General features: G+C 45.5%; 12 protein-coding genes. 11 read left to right on the plus strand and 1 reads right to left on the minus strand.

All coding sequences use genetic code 11. From position 1 onward, the window contains the following. Positions 1-95 precede the first annotated feature (95 nt). The 6 genes from C1712_RS02835 (at position 96) to C1712_RS02860 (ending at position 9,535) form a co-directional block, all read left to right on the plus strand. Positions 96-1,721 (plus strand): single-stranded-DNA-specific exonuclease RecJ, encoded by a 1,626-nt coding sequence (locus C1712_RS02835; RefSeq protein WP_102266621.1) that lies wholly within the window; start codon positions 96-98, stop codon positions 1,719-1,721. A 125-nt stretch (positions 1,722-1,846) separates the two neighbouring features. Next, positions 1,847-2,365 carry an adenine phosphoribosyltransferase gene (locus C1712_RS02840; RefSeq protein ID WP_102266623.1) on the plus strand — a complete coding sequence of 173 codons (519 nt, stop codon included), beginning with the start codon at positions 1,847-1,849 and terminating at the stop codon, positions 2,363-2,365. A gap of 44 nt (positions 2,366-2,409) precedes the next feature. After that, positions 2,410-4,611, plus strand: a complete 2,202-nt coding sequence (locus C1712_RS02845; RefSeq protein ID WP_102266624.1) for a RelA/SpoT family protein — start codon at positions 2,410-2,412, stop codon at positions 4,609-4,611. Positions 4,612-4,926: 315 nt separating this feature from the next. Next, entirely contained in the window at positions 4,927-6,228 is a 1,302-nt protein-coding gene (hisS, locus tag C1712_RS02850) for a histidine--tRNA ligase (protein WP_102266626.1), read from the plus strand. Continuing rightward, positions 6,221-7,960: an aspartate--tRNA ligase gene (gene aspS, locus C1712_RS02855; protein WP_102266627.1), complete on the plus strand. Its 1,740-nt coding sequence runs from the start codon at positions 6,221-6,223 to the stop codon at positions 7,958-7,960. The genes hisS and aspS overlap by 8 nt, the downstream gene beginning before the upstream one ends. A 183-nt stretch (positions 7,961-8,143) precedes the next feature. After that, entirely contained in the window at positions 8,144-9,535 is a 1,392-nt protein-coding gene (locus C1712_RS02860) for an HlyC/CorC family transporter (RefSeq protein WP_102266629.1), read from the plus strand. Positions 9,536-9,859: 324 nt separating this feature from the next. Here C1712_RS02860 and C1712_RS02865 read toward each other — a convergent pair whose 3' ends face one another. Further along, positions 9,860-10,648 carry a tRNA 2-thiocytidine biosynthesis TtcA family protein gene (locus C1712_RS02865; RefSeq protein WP_102266630.1) on the minus strand — a complete coding sequence of 263 codons (789 nt, stop codon included), beginning with the start codon at positions 10,646-10,648 and terminating at the stop codon, positions 9,860-9,862. A 159-nt stretch (positions 10,649-10,807) separates the two neighbouring features. On the opposite strand from C1712_RS02865, the gene truB reads away from it, so the two are divergent. From truB to C1712_RS02890, 5 genes are read left to right on the plus strand one after another with little or no spacing between them, the layout of a single operon-like run. After that, the gene (gene truB / locus C1712_RS02870; protein ID WP_102266632.1) at positions 10,808-11,638 is read left to right on the plus strand and encodes a tRNA pseudouridine(55) synthase TruB; all 831 of its coding nucleotides are present in this window, start codon (positions 10,808-10,810) and stop codon (positions 11,636-11,638) included. Positions 11,639-11,646: 8 nt separating this feature from the next. Beyond that, positions 11,647-12,573: a riboflavin biosynthesis protein RibF gene (gene ribF / locus C1712_RS02875; protein ID WP_102266634.1), complete on the plus strand. Its 927-nt coding sequence runs from the start codon at positions 11,647-11,649 to the stop codon at positions 12,571-12,573. A 12-nt stretch (positions 12,574-12,585) separates the two neighbouring features. Continuing rightward, positions 12,586-13,959, plus strand: a complete 1,374-nt coding sequence (locus C1712_RS02880; protein ID WP_102266636.1) for a nucleotidyltransferase family protein — start codon at positions 12,586-12,588, stop codon at positions 13,957-13,959. 56 nt (positions 13,960-14,015) lie between these two features. Beyond that, positions 14,016-14,498, plus strand: coding sequence for a stage III sporulation protein AH (locus tag C1712_RS02885; RefSeq protein ID WP_102266637.1), 483 nt, complete (start codon positions 14,016-14,018; stop codon positions 14,496-14,498). A 33-nt stretch (positions 14,499-14,531) separates the two neighbouring features. After that, positions 14,532-14,858: an Asp23/Gls24 family envelope stress response protein gene (locus C1712_RS02890; RefSeq protein ID WP_102266639.1), complete on the plus strand. Its 327-nt coding sequence runs from the start codon at positions 14,532-14,534 to the stop codon at positions 14,856-14,858. Positions 14,859-14,861: the final 3 nt, after the last annotated feature.

Here is a 14,861-nt window from a genome sequence, read left to right on the forward strand (position 1 = left end):
TGAACTGCCCGTCTTATGATGGTGCAGTTTTTATTTGGCATTGCAGATGTAGGATCAACGCTTTTGTGTTACAATAGTAAAAATGAGGTAGAATTATGAATTATAAAATCGTTGCTATAACCGATACACAGTATTATGAAGAAAACTTTTCCTTAAAGAAGCTGGCCGCAAAAGTTGCTTGTGCAAAAGCGCTTGATGATCAAACGCTGCATGAATTACTGGCAGATCCACTGCTTGCGTCAACCGCACAGATCGAACCGCTTGCGCAGATCATCGACCGTCTGAAGCTGGCAAAAAAACGACAGGAACACGTATTGGTCTGCGGTGATTATGATGCAGATGGGATCTGTGCGACGACGATCATGGTCTATGCACTGCGCCGCTATGGCATCACCTGTGGCTATTATATTCCCAATCGTTTTCGAGAAGGGTATGGCTTATCGTGCAATACCGTGGAGCTGGCTTATGAAAAGGGCTATCAGCTGTTGATTACCGTCGATAACGGAGTAAAGGCATTTGCGGCATGTGAGCGGGCACAGGCGTTACAGTTAGATCTGATCTTGACGGATCATCACCAATATGAGGAACTGCCGCCGCATCTTTTGTTTTTACATCCGGCGATCTTGCCGAAGCGTTTTGCTAATATGTGCGGGGCGGCGATGGCATTGCTCATTGCCAATGCACTGATCGGGGAACAGTATGATACGATGATCTGGGCCATGATCGCGACCATCGGCGATGTCATGCCGCTGGAGGCGGAAAATCGGATGATCGTGCGCAAGGGGCTTTCTTATCTGCGACGCGGTTTCGCAGTTCCGATCCAAAAACTGGCGGCGCCTTTTGTGAAATGGGATGAAACCGCTGTGGCATTCCAGATCGTTCCCAAACTGAATGCGATCGGCAGAATGGCAGATGAAGCCAATGCGAACATGGCAGTGCGCTATCTGTTGTCCGGCAATATGGAAGAAATCGAAAAGTGTGCGCAGCAGATCATTGCGCTCAATGCCTACCGCAAGGTAAAAAGCGAGGAGATGTATCAGCGCTGCATGCAGCTAACGTTTCCACAAACACAGTTTCAGATCTTATATGATCCAACCTTTCATGAGGGTTTATTAGGTATCGCGGCAGGACGTATTGCAAATGAGCTGCATGTTCCGACAATGGTATTGACAAAGAAAGACGATCATGTGAGCGGCAGTGTGCGCAGTGTCGGCAGTTTGGATCTGATGACATTTTTTGCGCCATGGAAAGATCGCTTCATCCGCTTTGGCGGACATCAAAAAGCCTGCGCGATCACGATAGACGCAGAACAGCTGCCGCAGCTGCGCGCGTATTGTGAACAGGAAATCGATCCAACGCTCTTACAAGAGGAGCACGATGAAACGCTGATTTGCTTAGAGCCGGAGGAAATCACCTTGGAAGCAGCGCTGGACTTGATGCGTTTGGCGCCCTTTGGAGAAGGGTGGAAGAAACCGCTTTTTCTTGTGAAACTAGACGATCTGACGATGACGCGCTTAAAAGGCGGACACTTAAAATTCAACAAAGGAGATCTGGAATTGATCTATTTTAACGCTCCGCAGTTAGATGAAGCTTTCTTTGATCAGGACGATCATGCGTTTGTCGTATCCGTTGCGATCAAGCATTATCGCGGCAAACAAAGTGTGCTGCTTCAAATACAGGATGTGATTTCCGTAAGCGATGGTACCAGTGTGCTCTTATAGGTATTTGTTTCCGCAAGAAAGATCGATGCGGATGAAAATGCACTGATTTATGTAATGCAAAAACACGGAATATTTGATATAATGATACTATCTATAAAACAAGCGATAAACAGGGAGGCATGGTTATGGATTACAAAAAATATATTGCGGATATCGAAGGATTTCCAAAAGAAGGGATCTTGTTTCGAGATATTACGCCTTTGATGGCTGATGGCAAAGCGTTTCATACAGCATGTGATGAAATGATCGCCTTTGCCAAAGAAGTAAAAGCAGATGTGATCGTCGGTCCAGAATCTAGAGGGTTTATTTTCGGATGTCCGGTTGCTTATCAGCTCGGCATCGGTTTTGTGCCGGTGCGCAAACCGGGGAAGCTGCCGCGCAAGACCGTCAGCGTTTCTTATGATCTGGAATATGGCAGCAATGAACTGCATGTCCATGCGGACGGCATCACAAAAGGACAGAGAGTGCTGATCATTGACGATTTACTGGCAACCGGTGGAACGGTGAGGGCAACAATGGATATTGTCAAGCAGCTGGGCGGTGAAGTTGTCGGCTGTGCCTTTTTGATCGAATTGAAGGATCTGAACGGTCGTGCTGCGATCGGGGTACAAACACCGATCAAGACATTGATCTCATACGAGTAACAAAGGGGCGTTCCCCCTTTTTGAAATAGAAAGAGGGTGATGGTATGGTAAGAAAGACAGCGGTCGGCTATCCGGAACTGATGGAGGAAGTCAGACAGTACATTCATAAGGAAGAAAATATCAAGCTGATCGAAGATGCTTATGCGTTTGCTCATGAAAAGCATGAAGGGCAATTTCGCAAAAGCGGCGAGCCTTATGTTGTACATGTGATCCAGGTCGGCTATATTTTAGCGCAGCTGCGCACCGGGCCGCAGACGATCGCAGCAGGACTGCTTCATGATGTGATCGAAGACTGCAGTGTCAGCGATGATGATTTTAAGCAGCGCTTCGGGGAAGAAGTGTATCGGCTGGTAGAAGCGGTTACCAAGATTGGCAATCTGAAATTCAAGGATGAAAAAGAATATCTTGCCAGCAATCACCGCAAGATCTTTATCGCGATGGCGCAGGATGTCCGCGTCATTCTCATTAAATTGTCCGACCGTCTTCATAATATGCGCACGCTGCAATACATGAAGGAGGAAAAGCAGAAAAAGATCGCTTCGGAAACACTGGAGGTCTATGCACCGATCGCCCATCGTTTGGGTATCAGCGAAATCAAAAATGAACTGGAGGATCTTTGTTTCCAATATCTGAATCCGGAGAAATATTATGAAATTGCGCATTTGGTAGAAAAACGCAAAACCGAGCGGGATGAACAGGTGCACCAGATGATCGATGAAATATCGGCTTTACTGGATGAACACCATATCGCTTATCGGATATTCGGCAGAAGCAAGCATCTTTACAGCATCTATAAAAAGATGGTGACCAAGAAAAAACGCTTTGAGGAGATACTTGATCTTCTGGCGATCCGCATCATCACCAGCGATGAAACGGCATGCTATGAAATATTAGGCTATATCCATGCGAAATATCGGCCGATCCCGGGTCGCTTCAAAGATTATATCGCAATGCCGAAGGTCAATATGTATCAGTCCTTGCATACGACGATCGTTGCGGAAGAAGGCAATATTTTCGAAGTGCAGATCCGTACGGAAAAGATGGATGAGATCGCCGAACAGGGGATCGCAGCGCACTGGCGCTATAAAGAAAACCGCAATGGCGGAAAAGAAGTGCCGCAGAAGGAAATTGAGGAACAACTGCACTGGCTGCGTGATTTCTCGCTTATGAGCGATGAGGTCAGTGATGATGCAATGGAATATATGAATCTGTTGCAAAAGGATATTTTTGAAGCCAATGTGTATGTCATGTCGCCTAAGGGCAGGGTGATCGCTTTGCCAAATGGAGCGACCCCGATCGATTTTGCCTATCGCATCCATACGGAAATCGGACATAAAATGATCGGGGCGACGGTAAACGGCGGCATCGTGCCGTTGAATACACCGTTAAAGACAGGTGATGTTGTATCGATTCGCACCAGCAATCAATCCAACGGTCCAAGCGAAGACTGGCTTAAAATCGTCAAGTCCTCACATGCCCGCAATAAGATTCGTGCCTTTTTTGCCAAACAAGAGGTAGAACGGAAAAAAGAAGGAATCCGCAAAGGGGAAGAACTGCTGGGAGAGGAATTGAAGAAACGCGGCTTGGATGTTTCTTTCATGGAAGAAAAGCGTATCAATGCAATTACCAATTCCATGAGCTTTGCCTCTTATGACGATATCATGTACGCCATCGGCACTAAGATCGTATCCGTTTCTTCGGTCATTGAACGATTGACGAAGCATAAACAGTTCAATCAGTTGGATAATCAGGAAATGATCGAAATGTTTAACCGGCAAGAAGGACGGAAAAAAACGATCTCGCGTTCCGGTATCAGTGTGGCGGGAATCGGCAGCATGAAGATCACGCTGGCGGCGTGCTGCTCACCGGTGCCGGGTGATGAGATCATCGGCTATATTACCAAGGGACAGGGCGTAAAAGTACACCGCAAAGACTGTCCAAACATTATAAATGAAACCAAGCGGTTAATTGAAGTGGAATGGGATGATGATCTTGAATCACGTAATTATGAGGTGAAGCTGCTGATCAAGTCCAATGACCGCAATTATCTGCTTTCGGATATCGTAACCATTGTTTCACAGTGTAAAGCAGGCTTAAATCATGTGGACAGTAAGGTCAATGAGGATGGTGTTACGGCAACGACCAAGATGACGGTGGTGGTAAACGATGCGCAGCATCTGCGCACGCTGATCGCGAATCTCAGTAAGGTCAATTCGGTCAAAAGCGTGGAGCGAGTCGTTTTATAGGACGCCCCTTTGTGAAAACAAGAAAAACCATGCGATTTTCATGACAAATACTTGCCAAGAACGCTGTTTTTGATTATACTGTACCTAGATTCGATGAAGAAGAGAAAGAACGGATGCATGGCACAGAGAGGGAAGGACGCTGAAAATTCCTGCATGCGAAGGACTGGGACACTTTGGAGAAGTATCTGCAAAACAGGTACCGTCGGCGGCGTTATCGCATGAAAGGGCATATCGTTTCGATATGAACTAAGGTGGCACCGCGTATCATACGTCCTTAGACAAGGACGTTTTTTTATACTAAAGGAGGAATGAAACATGAGTTATCAAATGCCAAGAGGCACACAGGATATTTTACCGAAGGATATTGCAAAATGGCATCGTTTGGAAGAGCTGATCCGGCAGTTTTGCTATGTGTATAACTATAACGAGATCCGCACGCCGATCTTTGAACATACCGAGGTCTTTAAGCGCGGCAACGATTCCAGCGATATGGTAAACAAGGAAATGTATACATTTCAATTAACAAACAGCCGTACTTCTTTGACTTTGCGTCCGGAAGGGACAGCCGGTGTCGTACGCAGCTTTGTCGAGCATAAGATGTATGGCGATGCGGAGCTGCCGGCAAAGCTGTATTATCTGGGACCGCAGTTTCGTCATGAACGTCCGCAGAAAGGACGGCAGCGCATCTTTCATCAGTTCGGCGTCGAAGTCATCGGTGCGAAAAATCCATTGTTGGATGTGGAAGTGATCGCACTGGGATGGTCCTTTGTGAATGCTTTGGGCTTAAAAGATATGAAGGTCTTATTAAATACACTGGGTGATGATGCTTCAAGAGATGCTTATCGCGCAGCCTTAAAGGCACATTTTGCCGATGCGATCGACGACATGTGCGCAGACTGCAAACGTCGCTATGAACAAAACCCGCTGCGCATCTTAGATTGTAAGATCGACGCTGAGAAAGATATCATGAAAACAGCGCCGCATATGAAAGACTATCTAAATGAGGAATCAAAAGCATATTTTGCGAAAGTATGCGAAGGATTGGAAGCCTTAGGCATTCCTTATGAAATCGATGATCGTTTGGTACGCGGCTTAGATTATTATACGCATACCGTCTTTGAGGTCGTATCGGTCAATCAGGAAATGGGCAGTCAGTCCACCGTATTTGCGGGCGGCCGTTATGACGGCTTGGTTTCCTATTTCGGCGGTCCGGAAGGCATGAGCGGTATTGGATGGGCAATGGGCTTAGAGCGGCTGATCCTCGCTTGTGAAGCGGAGGGGATCGTCTTATCAGAAGAAGAAGGACTGGATGCTTACGTGCTTTGCTTAGATGAATCGGCATCGGTTGCGGCGCTGCAGATCACGACGATGCTGCGGGCTGCCGGTTATCGCTGTGAACGCGATTATCTGGGACGTTCTTTCAAAGCACAGTTCAAAAGCGTAGAGCGCCGTCATGCGAAATATGCGATCTTGGTCGGTGAAAAAGAGGTGCAAAGCGGTGTGCTTACGATCAAGCGTACAGCGGATCGCATGCAGTTTGAGGGAGCGATCGATGAGCTGGTAGAAGTCATGGATCGGTTGATGGAAGAAGAGGAAGGAGCACATCACCATGAATAGAACACATTACTGCGGCGCATTGCGCATGAGCGATGTCGGGAAAGAAGTCGTATTAAAAGGCTGGGTAGCGAAGCGCCGCAATTTCGGAGCATTGGTCTTCATCGATCTAAGAGATCGTGAAGGCATTGCCCAGCTGGTTTTTGACGAAACCCTTTCCGCACAGATCGTAGAAGTGCGAAATGAATATGTATTGTCCGTGAAAGGAAAAGTCGTAGAGCGTCAGGATAAAAACGCGAAGATCGCCACCGGTGATGTCGAAGTGCTGGTAGAAGCGGTTTCGATCATGAACAGCGCCAAAACAACGCCGCTCATTATCGCTGATGAAACCGACGCATTAGAAGATACACGCTTAAAGTATCGTTATTTGGATCTGCGCCGCAGCGTTTTACAGAAAAACCTAAAGCTGCGTCATCAGGTTACACTATTGACACGCAATTATTTGGCGAACAAAGGATTTTATGAGATCGAAACACCGATCCTTTGTAAATCCACACCGGAAGGGGCAAGGGATTATCTAGTGCCGAGCAGAATTACCAAAGGTGGTTTTTATGCCTTGCCGCAATCGCCGCAAATCTATAAACAATTATTGATGATCGGCGGTTTTGACCGGTATTTTCAAATTGCCCGCTGTTTCCGTGATGAAGATCTGCGTGCGGATCGACAGCCGGAATTTACCCAGATCGACATTGAAATGAGCTTCGTAGAAGAAAACGATGTATTTGCCTTAGTGGAAGGGTTGATGGGTGAGATCTTTGATAAGATCAAAGGCATCAAGCTGCCGTCTTTTACCAGACTGCCATATGTGGAATGTATGAAGCGCTTTGGCAGTGATAAGCCGGATATGCGCTTTGCGATGGAACTGCACTGTGTGAATGAAGCCTTCGCTCATACCGATTTTACGATCTTTCAGCAGGTTTTGGCACAGGGTGGAGAAATCAATGCGATCAATGTAAAAAATGCCGCAGATCGCTTCTCTCGCAAGCAGCTGGATCAGTTACAGGAATATGTTAAGATCTATGGTGCAAAAGCGCTGGCACATCTCAAATACAAGGATAGCACGTTTACCGGCAGCATTGCCAAAGTGACAAGTGATGCAGAGCAAGCCTCCCTGATCAAAATGCTGGAGGTAGAAGAAAACGACCTGCTTTTCTTTGTGGCTGATCAAAAACGCGTATCGCAGACGGCTTTAGGCGCACTGCGTTTGAAGCTTGGGAAAGAACTGCATCTGATCGATGAAAGCAAATACCAGTTCCTCTGGGTAACCGATTTCCCGATGTTTGAATACAGCGAGGAAGAACAGCGCTATGTCGCGGCACATCATCCGTTCACTTCGCCAAATTTAGAAGATGTCGATAAACTGCTCGATGACAAGGCAAACTGCTATTCACGCGCATATGACTTGGTTTTGAACGGCTATGAATTATTGAGCGGTTCGATCCGTATTCACGACCAACAGTTACAGGAAAAAGTATTTGAAGCGATCGGCATGACAAAAGCAGAAGCAAAGGCGCGTTTTGGCTTCTTTCTCGATGCTTTTCAGTATGGCACCCCACCGCATGGAGGGGTAGGAATCGGCCTGGAGCGTTTGATCATGATCTTAGCCGGTACCGATAATATTCGTGATGTGGTGGCTTTTCCAAAGACTGCCAGTGCCTCTGATCTGATGAGTGAAGCGCCAAGCAGCGTCGATCAAAAACAGTTGGAAGAATTACATTTGACGATTACAGAATAAAGCGAGCTGTTTCGCTTTTTTCTTATCCGCATATCGATCTATATATGTGATCGTACAATAGATAAAAAACAGAAAATAAGGCATCACCGATCTGTAAGCAGCATAAACTGGCAATATATCTTGGCATCTGTATGATCAGCAATACTTGAAAAATTGACAGATACGCATAGGAATGCTACAATAATGCCATTCAGAATGTTTCTGGCTGAATGGCTGCTTCAAAAAGCGGCGATTCATGAAAGAAACGAGGAGGTAATTGAATATATGGACGATGTCCCCGAGCAGACTTTAATTATTTTGGTAGTATTTTTGGTATTGTGCTCCGCTTTTTTCAGCGCATCAGAGACGGCATACTCGACATGCAATAAGATTCGTTTGAAGCAAATGCACAACCGCGGCAACGCGAAAGCCGGCAAGGTACTGGCACTGGCTGAAAATTATGATCAGTTGATTTCTGGTATTTTGGTCGGAAATAACTTCGTAAATATCTTTGCGACGACGATCGCAACAATGTTGTTTACCAGCCTTCTGGGCAGCACACAGGGACCTAGTGTTTCGACTGTGGTCATGACGGTAACGATCTTGATCTTCGGTGAGATTACGCCGAAAACATTGGCACGCTATCGTCCGGATGCGTTTGCGATGTTTGCTTATCCGCTTTTGAAAGCAACGATCGTTTTATTAACGCCGATCGTGTTCCTGTTCAATGTATGGCAGAAATTAGTCGGCAGCTTTTTCAAGGATGACGACAATCAAGGCATGAGCGGCGAAGAACTGATCACGATGATCGAGGAAGTCGAAAAAGAAGGCAATCTGGAAAAAGAGGAAAGTGAACTGATCCAGTCCGCAATCGAATTTAGTGAGGTAGACATTGCTGATATTTATACACCGCGTGTGGATATGATCGCTTTTGATCTGGATGACTCTCGTGAAGAACTGGCACAGTTGTTTCAAAACTATCCTTATTCGCGTATTCCGCTTTATCGCAAGAGCGTCGACAACATCGTTGGTTTTATCCATTACCGCGATTTCTTTGAACTGGGTGACGATCAGCCGATCGAGTCTGTGATCCAGATTCCGGCTTATCTGCCGCTTACTACTTCCATCAGCGATGCCCTGAAAGAATTTCAATCACGCAAAGTACATTTAGGCGTCGTCTTCGATGAGTTTGGCGGCACAGCGGGCATTATCACGCTGGAAGATATTATCGAGGAGCTGGTCGGCGAGATCTGGGATGAGCACGATGAAGTGAAAGAAGAAATATTGCCGATGGGCGATGATATTTATAAGATCGATGGAACCGTAAATATTGACGATGTATTTGAATTGTACGATCTGTATGAAGATGATATTTACGACTCTAATACCTTGAGCGGTTTCATTATCGAAATCAGTGAACATGTGCCTGCCGTCAATGAAGTCATTTACTTCAAAAATCTCGAATTTAAGATTTTACAGGCAGATGGTAAAACGATTCGCTGGGTATTGGTTTCCAAGGCCGATATTTCTGAAGAGGAAGAAAATGCGGCGGTACTGCAGGCGGAGGCAGAAATTCAGCCAACTGATGAAAAATAAACGAACGGCAGTTTCAGCGACTGCCGTTTTTTGATCGTATCGAAATCGTTTTGGATGATGAGGAAAAGCGCAAAATATTATATTCAGAAACTTCTAAAAGTCAAGAGTGTATCATTTGCGGGAACCGTGTTATACTATAATTGTTCAGAAGGATAACATTTTTCCTACACTTTGAGATAAGGGAATCCGGACGTTGTGTTTTGGTGTCGAATACCGGCAAAGCTTGCAGGGATCCTAAAAAATCACACAGGATACCCACCTGTACTGACAGGGAAAGATCTCACCTTCTGAACTTTAAGAAAAAAAGCCTGCTTGACGCAGGTTTTATTTTTGCTTCAGCTGTGCGCGAGCGGCGTGAAAAGCGCGTTTATTGTTTTCAAAAGTGGGATCTTTGTGCCAGAGCTTTACCTGTTCTTCATTATGAAGCGCTAACAGCAGGTTCTCTTTGGCAAGCGGATCGTGTTGATAAAGCATCTGTAAAAAACGCTTCATGTCCGTGCGTTTGGTAATGCCTTCCTTTTCACAGGTAGAAGCAACAAACGGGATGTCGTTCGTCCGCAAGGCATGGGTGATTTCCTCTTCAAAGCAATAGATGAGCGGGCGGATAAAGGTGATCGCTTCACGGGTAAGGTACATGCTCGGCTCAAAGGTTGCCAATTTTCCGCCATACATCATATTTAAGAAAAGCGTTTCAACTGCATCATCACCATGATGACCGAAAGCGACTTTATTACAGCCGCGTTTTTTTGCTTCTTTGATCACAGCGCCTTTTTTTAAGGCAGAGCAGCGCGAACACTGGATCTTTCCATCTTTTCCCGGATATTGTCTCAAGATCGCATATAAATTGCTGGGACAGTCCTCATAAGCGATCCCATATTTTGCGCAGTATTGCCTGACCGCTGTAAAATCCATGTCGGGAAACCCCATTTCAATATGAATGCCGACTACCTCAAAATGCTTATCTTTGAACTTGGAATACCAATGCAGAGCGGTAAGCAGCACCATTGAATCCTTACCGCCGGATACACCGACCGCAATGCGATCTCCTTCTTCGATCATATGGTAGTGATGATCTGCTTTGCGTAGCTTTGCCAGTATATTTTTTAATTCCATCGTTAGATCCCTCATTTCGTTTCCTATTATAGCGTATTTTGAGAAAATTAGAAACCTGATGCAGGGAAAGGGGAAGAAATGAGGTGATTTCACATCAAATCAATGATATTCGATAGGATTTCTATGATATAATGCTAAAAGGAATGAATAGGTGATATTGTGAATGGAATTTTATTGATCAATAAAGAAAAGGGCATGACCAGCCATGATGTAGTCAATCGGCTGCGTAAGATCCTGCATATGAAAAAAATCGGACATACCGGCACACTGGATCCGCAGGCGAGCGGATTGCTGGTCGTGCTGCTTGGAACAGCATGCAAGGCGCTTCCTTATTTAGAAGATGTCGATAAAGAATATATTGCGGAAATGGAACTGGGGCGCAAAACGATCAGTGATGATATTTGGGGAGAAGTACAGGAAGTAAGAGAAGTAACGCCAATCGCAGATTTTCCTGCGCTGGTGCGTTCCATGATCGGTGTGCAGCAGCAAGTGCCGCCGTTGATTTCCAGCATCAAGGTAAACGGTAAAAAGCTCTATGAGTATGCACGGGCCAAGCAAAGCGTTACCGTTAAACCGCGCCAGGTGGAAATTTATGAAATGGAAGTATTAGAGGAGGCAAGCCTGCGGTTTCGCTGCAGGTGCAGCAGCGGTACGTATGTGCGGGCCATTTGCCGAGACATGGCTTTGCAAAGCGGTAATCTGGGTTGCATGAAATCCTTGGTGCGCACTCAGGTTGGCCGTTTTAAGCTAAGCGATGCCGTAACGCTGGAACAAGTGGAAAAAGGCATGTTTCAGATCATCCCGCTGAAAGAAGCGCTGCGGCATTATCCGCAAGTCGCCCTTACGGATCCAAGTGATGTGCTGAATGGGAAACATCTGCGTTTGGATGTGCCTTACGACCAGTTCCTGTTTACGTATCAGGATGAACCGCTGGCGATTTACAGAAGGCACCATGACTGTGTGTTCGCCTGTGTGCGCGGGCTTTGGTAGGTGAGCATATGGAAATTATTACAGTGAAGATCCATGCAGGAGAAATTGTCATACCAGATGATCTATGTGCCTGTATCGGTTATTTTGACGGGATGCACATCGGGCATCAGTCGCTTTTTCATCAGGTATTTCAGGTTTGTAAGCAAAGTGCTTTACGATCCGCGCTCATTACCTTCGATCCGGATCCTTGGACGATTACGAAGCAGCAGCAGGAATTAAAGCATCTGATGACGATGAAACAAAGAATTGCCTATGGAGAAGCATTTGGGTTTGCTTATTGGATCATTTTGCACTTTGATGAAGCGATGGCTTCCTTATCGGTTTCTGCCTTCCATGCACTGTTAAAAAGCTTACGGGTAAAGGTGCTGGTAAGCGGCTTTGATTTTCACTATGCGCATTTTGGTGCGGGGAATTGTGATACTTTGCAAGAGCAGCGTGATTTCGATGTCATCATCTGCAAGGAGGTCAAGCTGCTGGATGAAAAGATTTCTTCCACCCGTATCGAGCAGGCGCTGGATCATGGCGATGTAGAACTGGCAGCAGCGCTTTTGGGAAGGCCGTTTTGTGTAGAGGGCATGGTTGTTCATGGAAGAGGATTAGGCAGGACCATCGGTTTTCCGACGGCTAATTTACGATGTGAAAAAGAGCAGTACTTGCCTGCTTCCGGTGTTTATGCCGGTTATGCGGAAGTAGGTGGTGAACGCTACCGCGCTATTTTGAATATCGGTCATAACCCGACCTTTAACTTAAAAGAACAGTTATCTTTGGAGGTCCACTTATTAGGCTTTAGCGGTGATCTGTACGATCGCCATCTAACTGTTTCGTTTTATGATTATCTGCGTGATGAAAAAAAGTTTGCATCGCAAGACGCTCTGATCGAGCAGTTAAAGCAGGATCAGATGCGGGCGATCGCATTACTGCATATGCCAGAGTAGGAGGGAAAGAAAGTGCAGCTACCGGTTTTTAGAACGATTGATGAAACTTTGTGTCTGCTGGATAAAAAAAATACCCAGCTGGAAAAGATCCGCCGCCAAGTCAAACGCTTCTGGATGAACTTCTTTATCGATAAACAGGAGGCGATCGTCGATGTGACTTCCCGCGTAAAAGGGAAGGAAAGCCTGCGTGAGAAAATCATCCGCAATCGTCTTTATATTGAAAAAGACAGTCCGCAGCAGATCTTAGCGGATCTAAGCGATCTGATCGGGTTCGCGATCGAATGCCGTTTTATCGATGAAGAAAACGAAATCCTGCAAGAACTGCGCAGTCGTTTTACGATTCCTTCTTTAACGGATGATGGTTATTCACGCTGTGAGGAAGATGCCCATTTATTTCTGGAATTGAACAGTCCGCAGCCACAGATGCAGAAAAACGGGTTTTCGATCTATCGCATCGACGGTTATTATGTGAATCATGAGGAAAAAGTGCGTTTTGAATTACAGATCAAGTCTTTGGTACACATGTTTTGGGGAGAGATCGAGCATAAGCTGGTATATAAGAATTCCAATTTCTATGTCTATGATAATTTCATGAAAGAGATCTTGGCTTCGATCATGGCCAATTTAACGATCTTGGACAAACAGCTGCGGATCGTTTACAAACAGATGGATCAGATGTCGCGTGATGGACATGGCATGTCTGAACATGATTTTGAACAAGTGATCATCAAGGCGATCAACGACTTATTCTTAATGAAGATGAGCGCCTCGATCGGCTTTACGCTGAATATCAAAAATACGAGTTCGATCCTAGGCCATTACCTGTTCATCAAGGATTTTCGCAATGAGAGCAAGAACAGCGATCAGGTGTCCCGCTTATTTGCGACGTTCAAGAAGTTAAACAGCGTCGATCTCGACTTTGAAAACGAAATTCGTATCACCGGTAATTTTTCTTCATCCGATGTATTTATTGATACGTTGGGAAATTATCTGCTTTCCATCATCAATTTTGATTATGACTGGTATGTGTTCTTCAAAATGCTGTTTGTGATCGAACCGGGCGACGATCTGGAGGATTTTTCTCTGTTTTTGAAGGTCATCAAGAACTATCTGGTCGATTCCTATTGGCTGGACACCAGCTTTGCCCGCTTGCCGCTTGCGGAAAGTGAACAGATCCATCATGATCTATGGAAGATCCTAGCGGACGCTTTGGTGGAGATCGGCAGTATTCGCATGATCCATGACGATAAGATGATCATGATCAATCAGGCCTTTGTGGAATTTGTGAATGAACTGGAAGAACGCGTCATCTCCTACGATGATTTCCGCCATTATAAAGAAGCTTACTATGAGGAATGGCTGAAACGCATTCATCGCTTCTTTTGATCCAGGCATGTTTTGTTTCCTCCTTGCATACAGTGAAGTAGCAAGGAGGATTTTTTATGAACAGACAAGCTTTGGCATTCTTAACGCTGTTTTCGCTCATCCTGATGTTGTCGGTCTACTATGTTACCATACCTGCCGATGATATGAGCGTATCCACAAAGGAACATAACAGCGAGCCACTTACTACATCAAAGCAAGAAACCAGTGAAACATTGCAGGAAAACGCCGATGAAAAGAAGGATCAGCAGCTGAGCGAAGAATCGGCAACGCTTTCCGATGAAGCCGCCAGCGAGGAAGACAAGAAAGAAGCGCTGGAAACGATGGATGCGATCAAGGATACGAAAAAGACCGAAACAAAGATCAAGGAAGCATTGCAGAAAAGCGGTTTTGAAAGCGTTGTGGAAATCGAGGATGAAGTGTGCAGCGTTTCGATCTTTCACAGTGAGGACAATAAAGAAAATGCGAAAATCGTATTAAAGCAGGTATATGATATCGTAGGCCAGCAATATTTTGTGGAAGTTACTTTCAAAAGCGAATAATATCTGCTATAATGGTGGCAGAAGGTGATAAGCATGGCACAAGAATATTTATTAGCCAAAAATAAAAATCAGTTGGGACAGATCGCACTCAGCAAATCGGTGTTCGAAACGATCGCGAAGATCGCGGTGGAAGAGGAAGAACAGCTTGCTTTGGCGGATGGGGCGTTTCGATCTGCCCTCACATGCAAGATTACCGATGATCAGTTGATCATCACGCTTGATGTGAAAGTAAAATATCTTGCCAAGGTCGAAGAGATTTGCGCGCGTTTACAGGCGAAGATTTATGACAGTATTTCACATATGAGCGATTACAGTCCCGATGTGATCGATATTCGCATTGTCGGATTTCTGTTTGAATAAGTA

This window comes from Massilicoli timonensis (assembly GCF_900199515.1).
GTDB classification, from domain to species: Bacteria; Bacillota_I; Bacilli_A; order Erysipelotrichales; family Erysipelotrichaceae; genus Massilicoli; species Massilicoli timonensis.

Excerpts from the sequence above, each read along its gene's own strand:
- C1712_RS02885 (WP_102266637.1), top strand. The coding sequence starts at position 14,016 with ATGAACAGACAAGCTTTGGCATTCTTAACGCTGTTTTCGCTCATCCTG.
- ribF (WP_102266634.1), top strand. The coding sequence starts at position 11,647 with ATGGAAATTATTACAGTGAAGATCCATGCAGGAGAAATTGTCATACCA.
- C1712_RS02835 (WP_102266621.1), top strand. The coding sequence starts at position 96 with ATGAATTATAAAATCGTTGCTATAACCGATACACAGTATTATGAAGAA.
- C1712_RS02845 (WP_102266624.1), top strand. The coding sequence starts at position 2,410 with ATGGTAAGAAAGACAGCGGTCGGCTATCCGGAACTGATGGAGGAAGTC.
- hisS (WP_102266626.1), top strand. The coding sequence starts at position 4,927 with ATGAGTTATCAAATGCCAAGAGGCACACAGGATATTTTACCGAAGGAT.
- C1712_RS02840 (WP_102266623.1), top strand. The coding sequence starts at position 1,847 with ATGGATTACAAAAAATATATTGCGGATATCGAAGGATTTCCAAAAGAA.
- C1712_RS02865 (WP_102266630.1), bottom strand. The coding sequence starts at position 10,648 with ATGGAATTAAAAAATATACTGGCAAAGCTACGCAAAGCAGATCATCAC.
- C1712_RS02890 (WP_102266639.1), top strand. The coding sequence starts at position 14,532 with ATGGCACAAGAATATTTATTAGCCAAAAATAAAAATCAGTTGGGACAG.
- aspS (WP_102266627.1), top strand. The coding sequence starts at position 6,221 with ATGAATAGAACACATTACTGCGGCGCATTGCGCATGAGCGATGTCGGG.
- C1712_RS02860 (WP_102266629.1), top strand. The coding sequence starts at position 8,144 with ATGCCATTCAGAATGTTTCTGGCTGAATGGCTGCTTCAAAAAGCGGCG.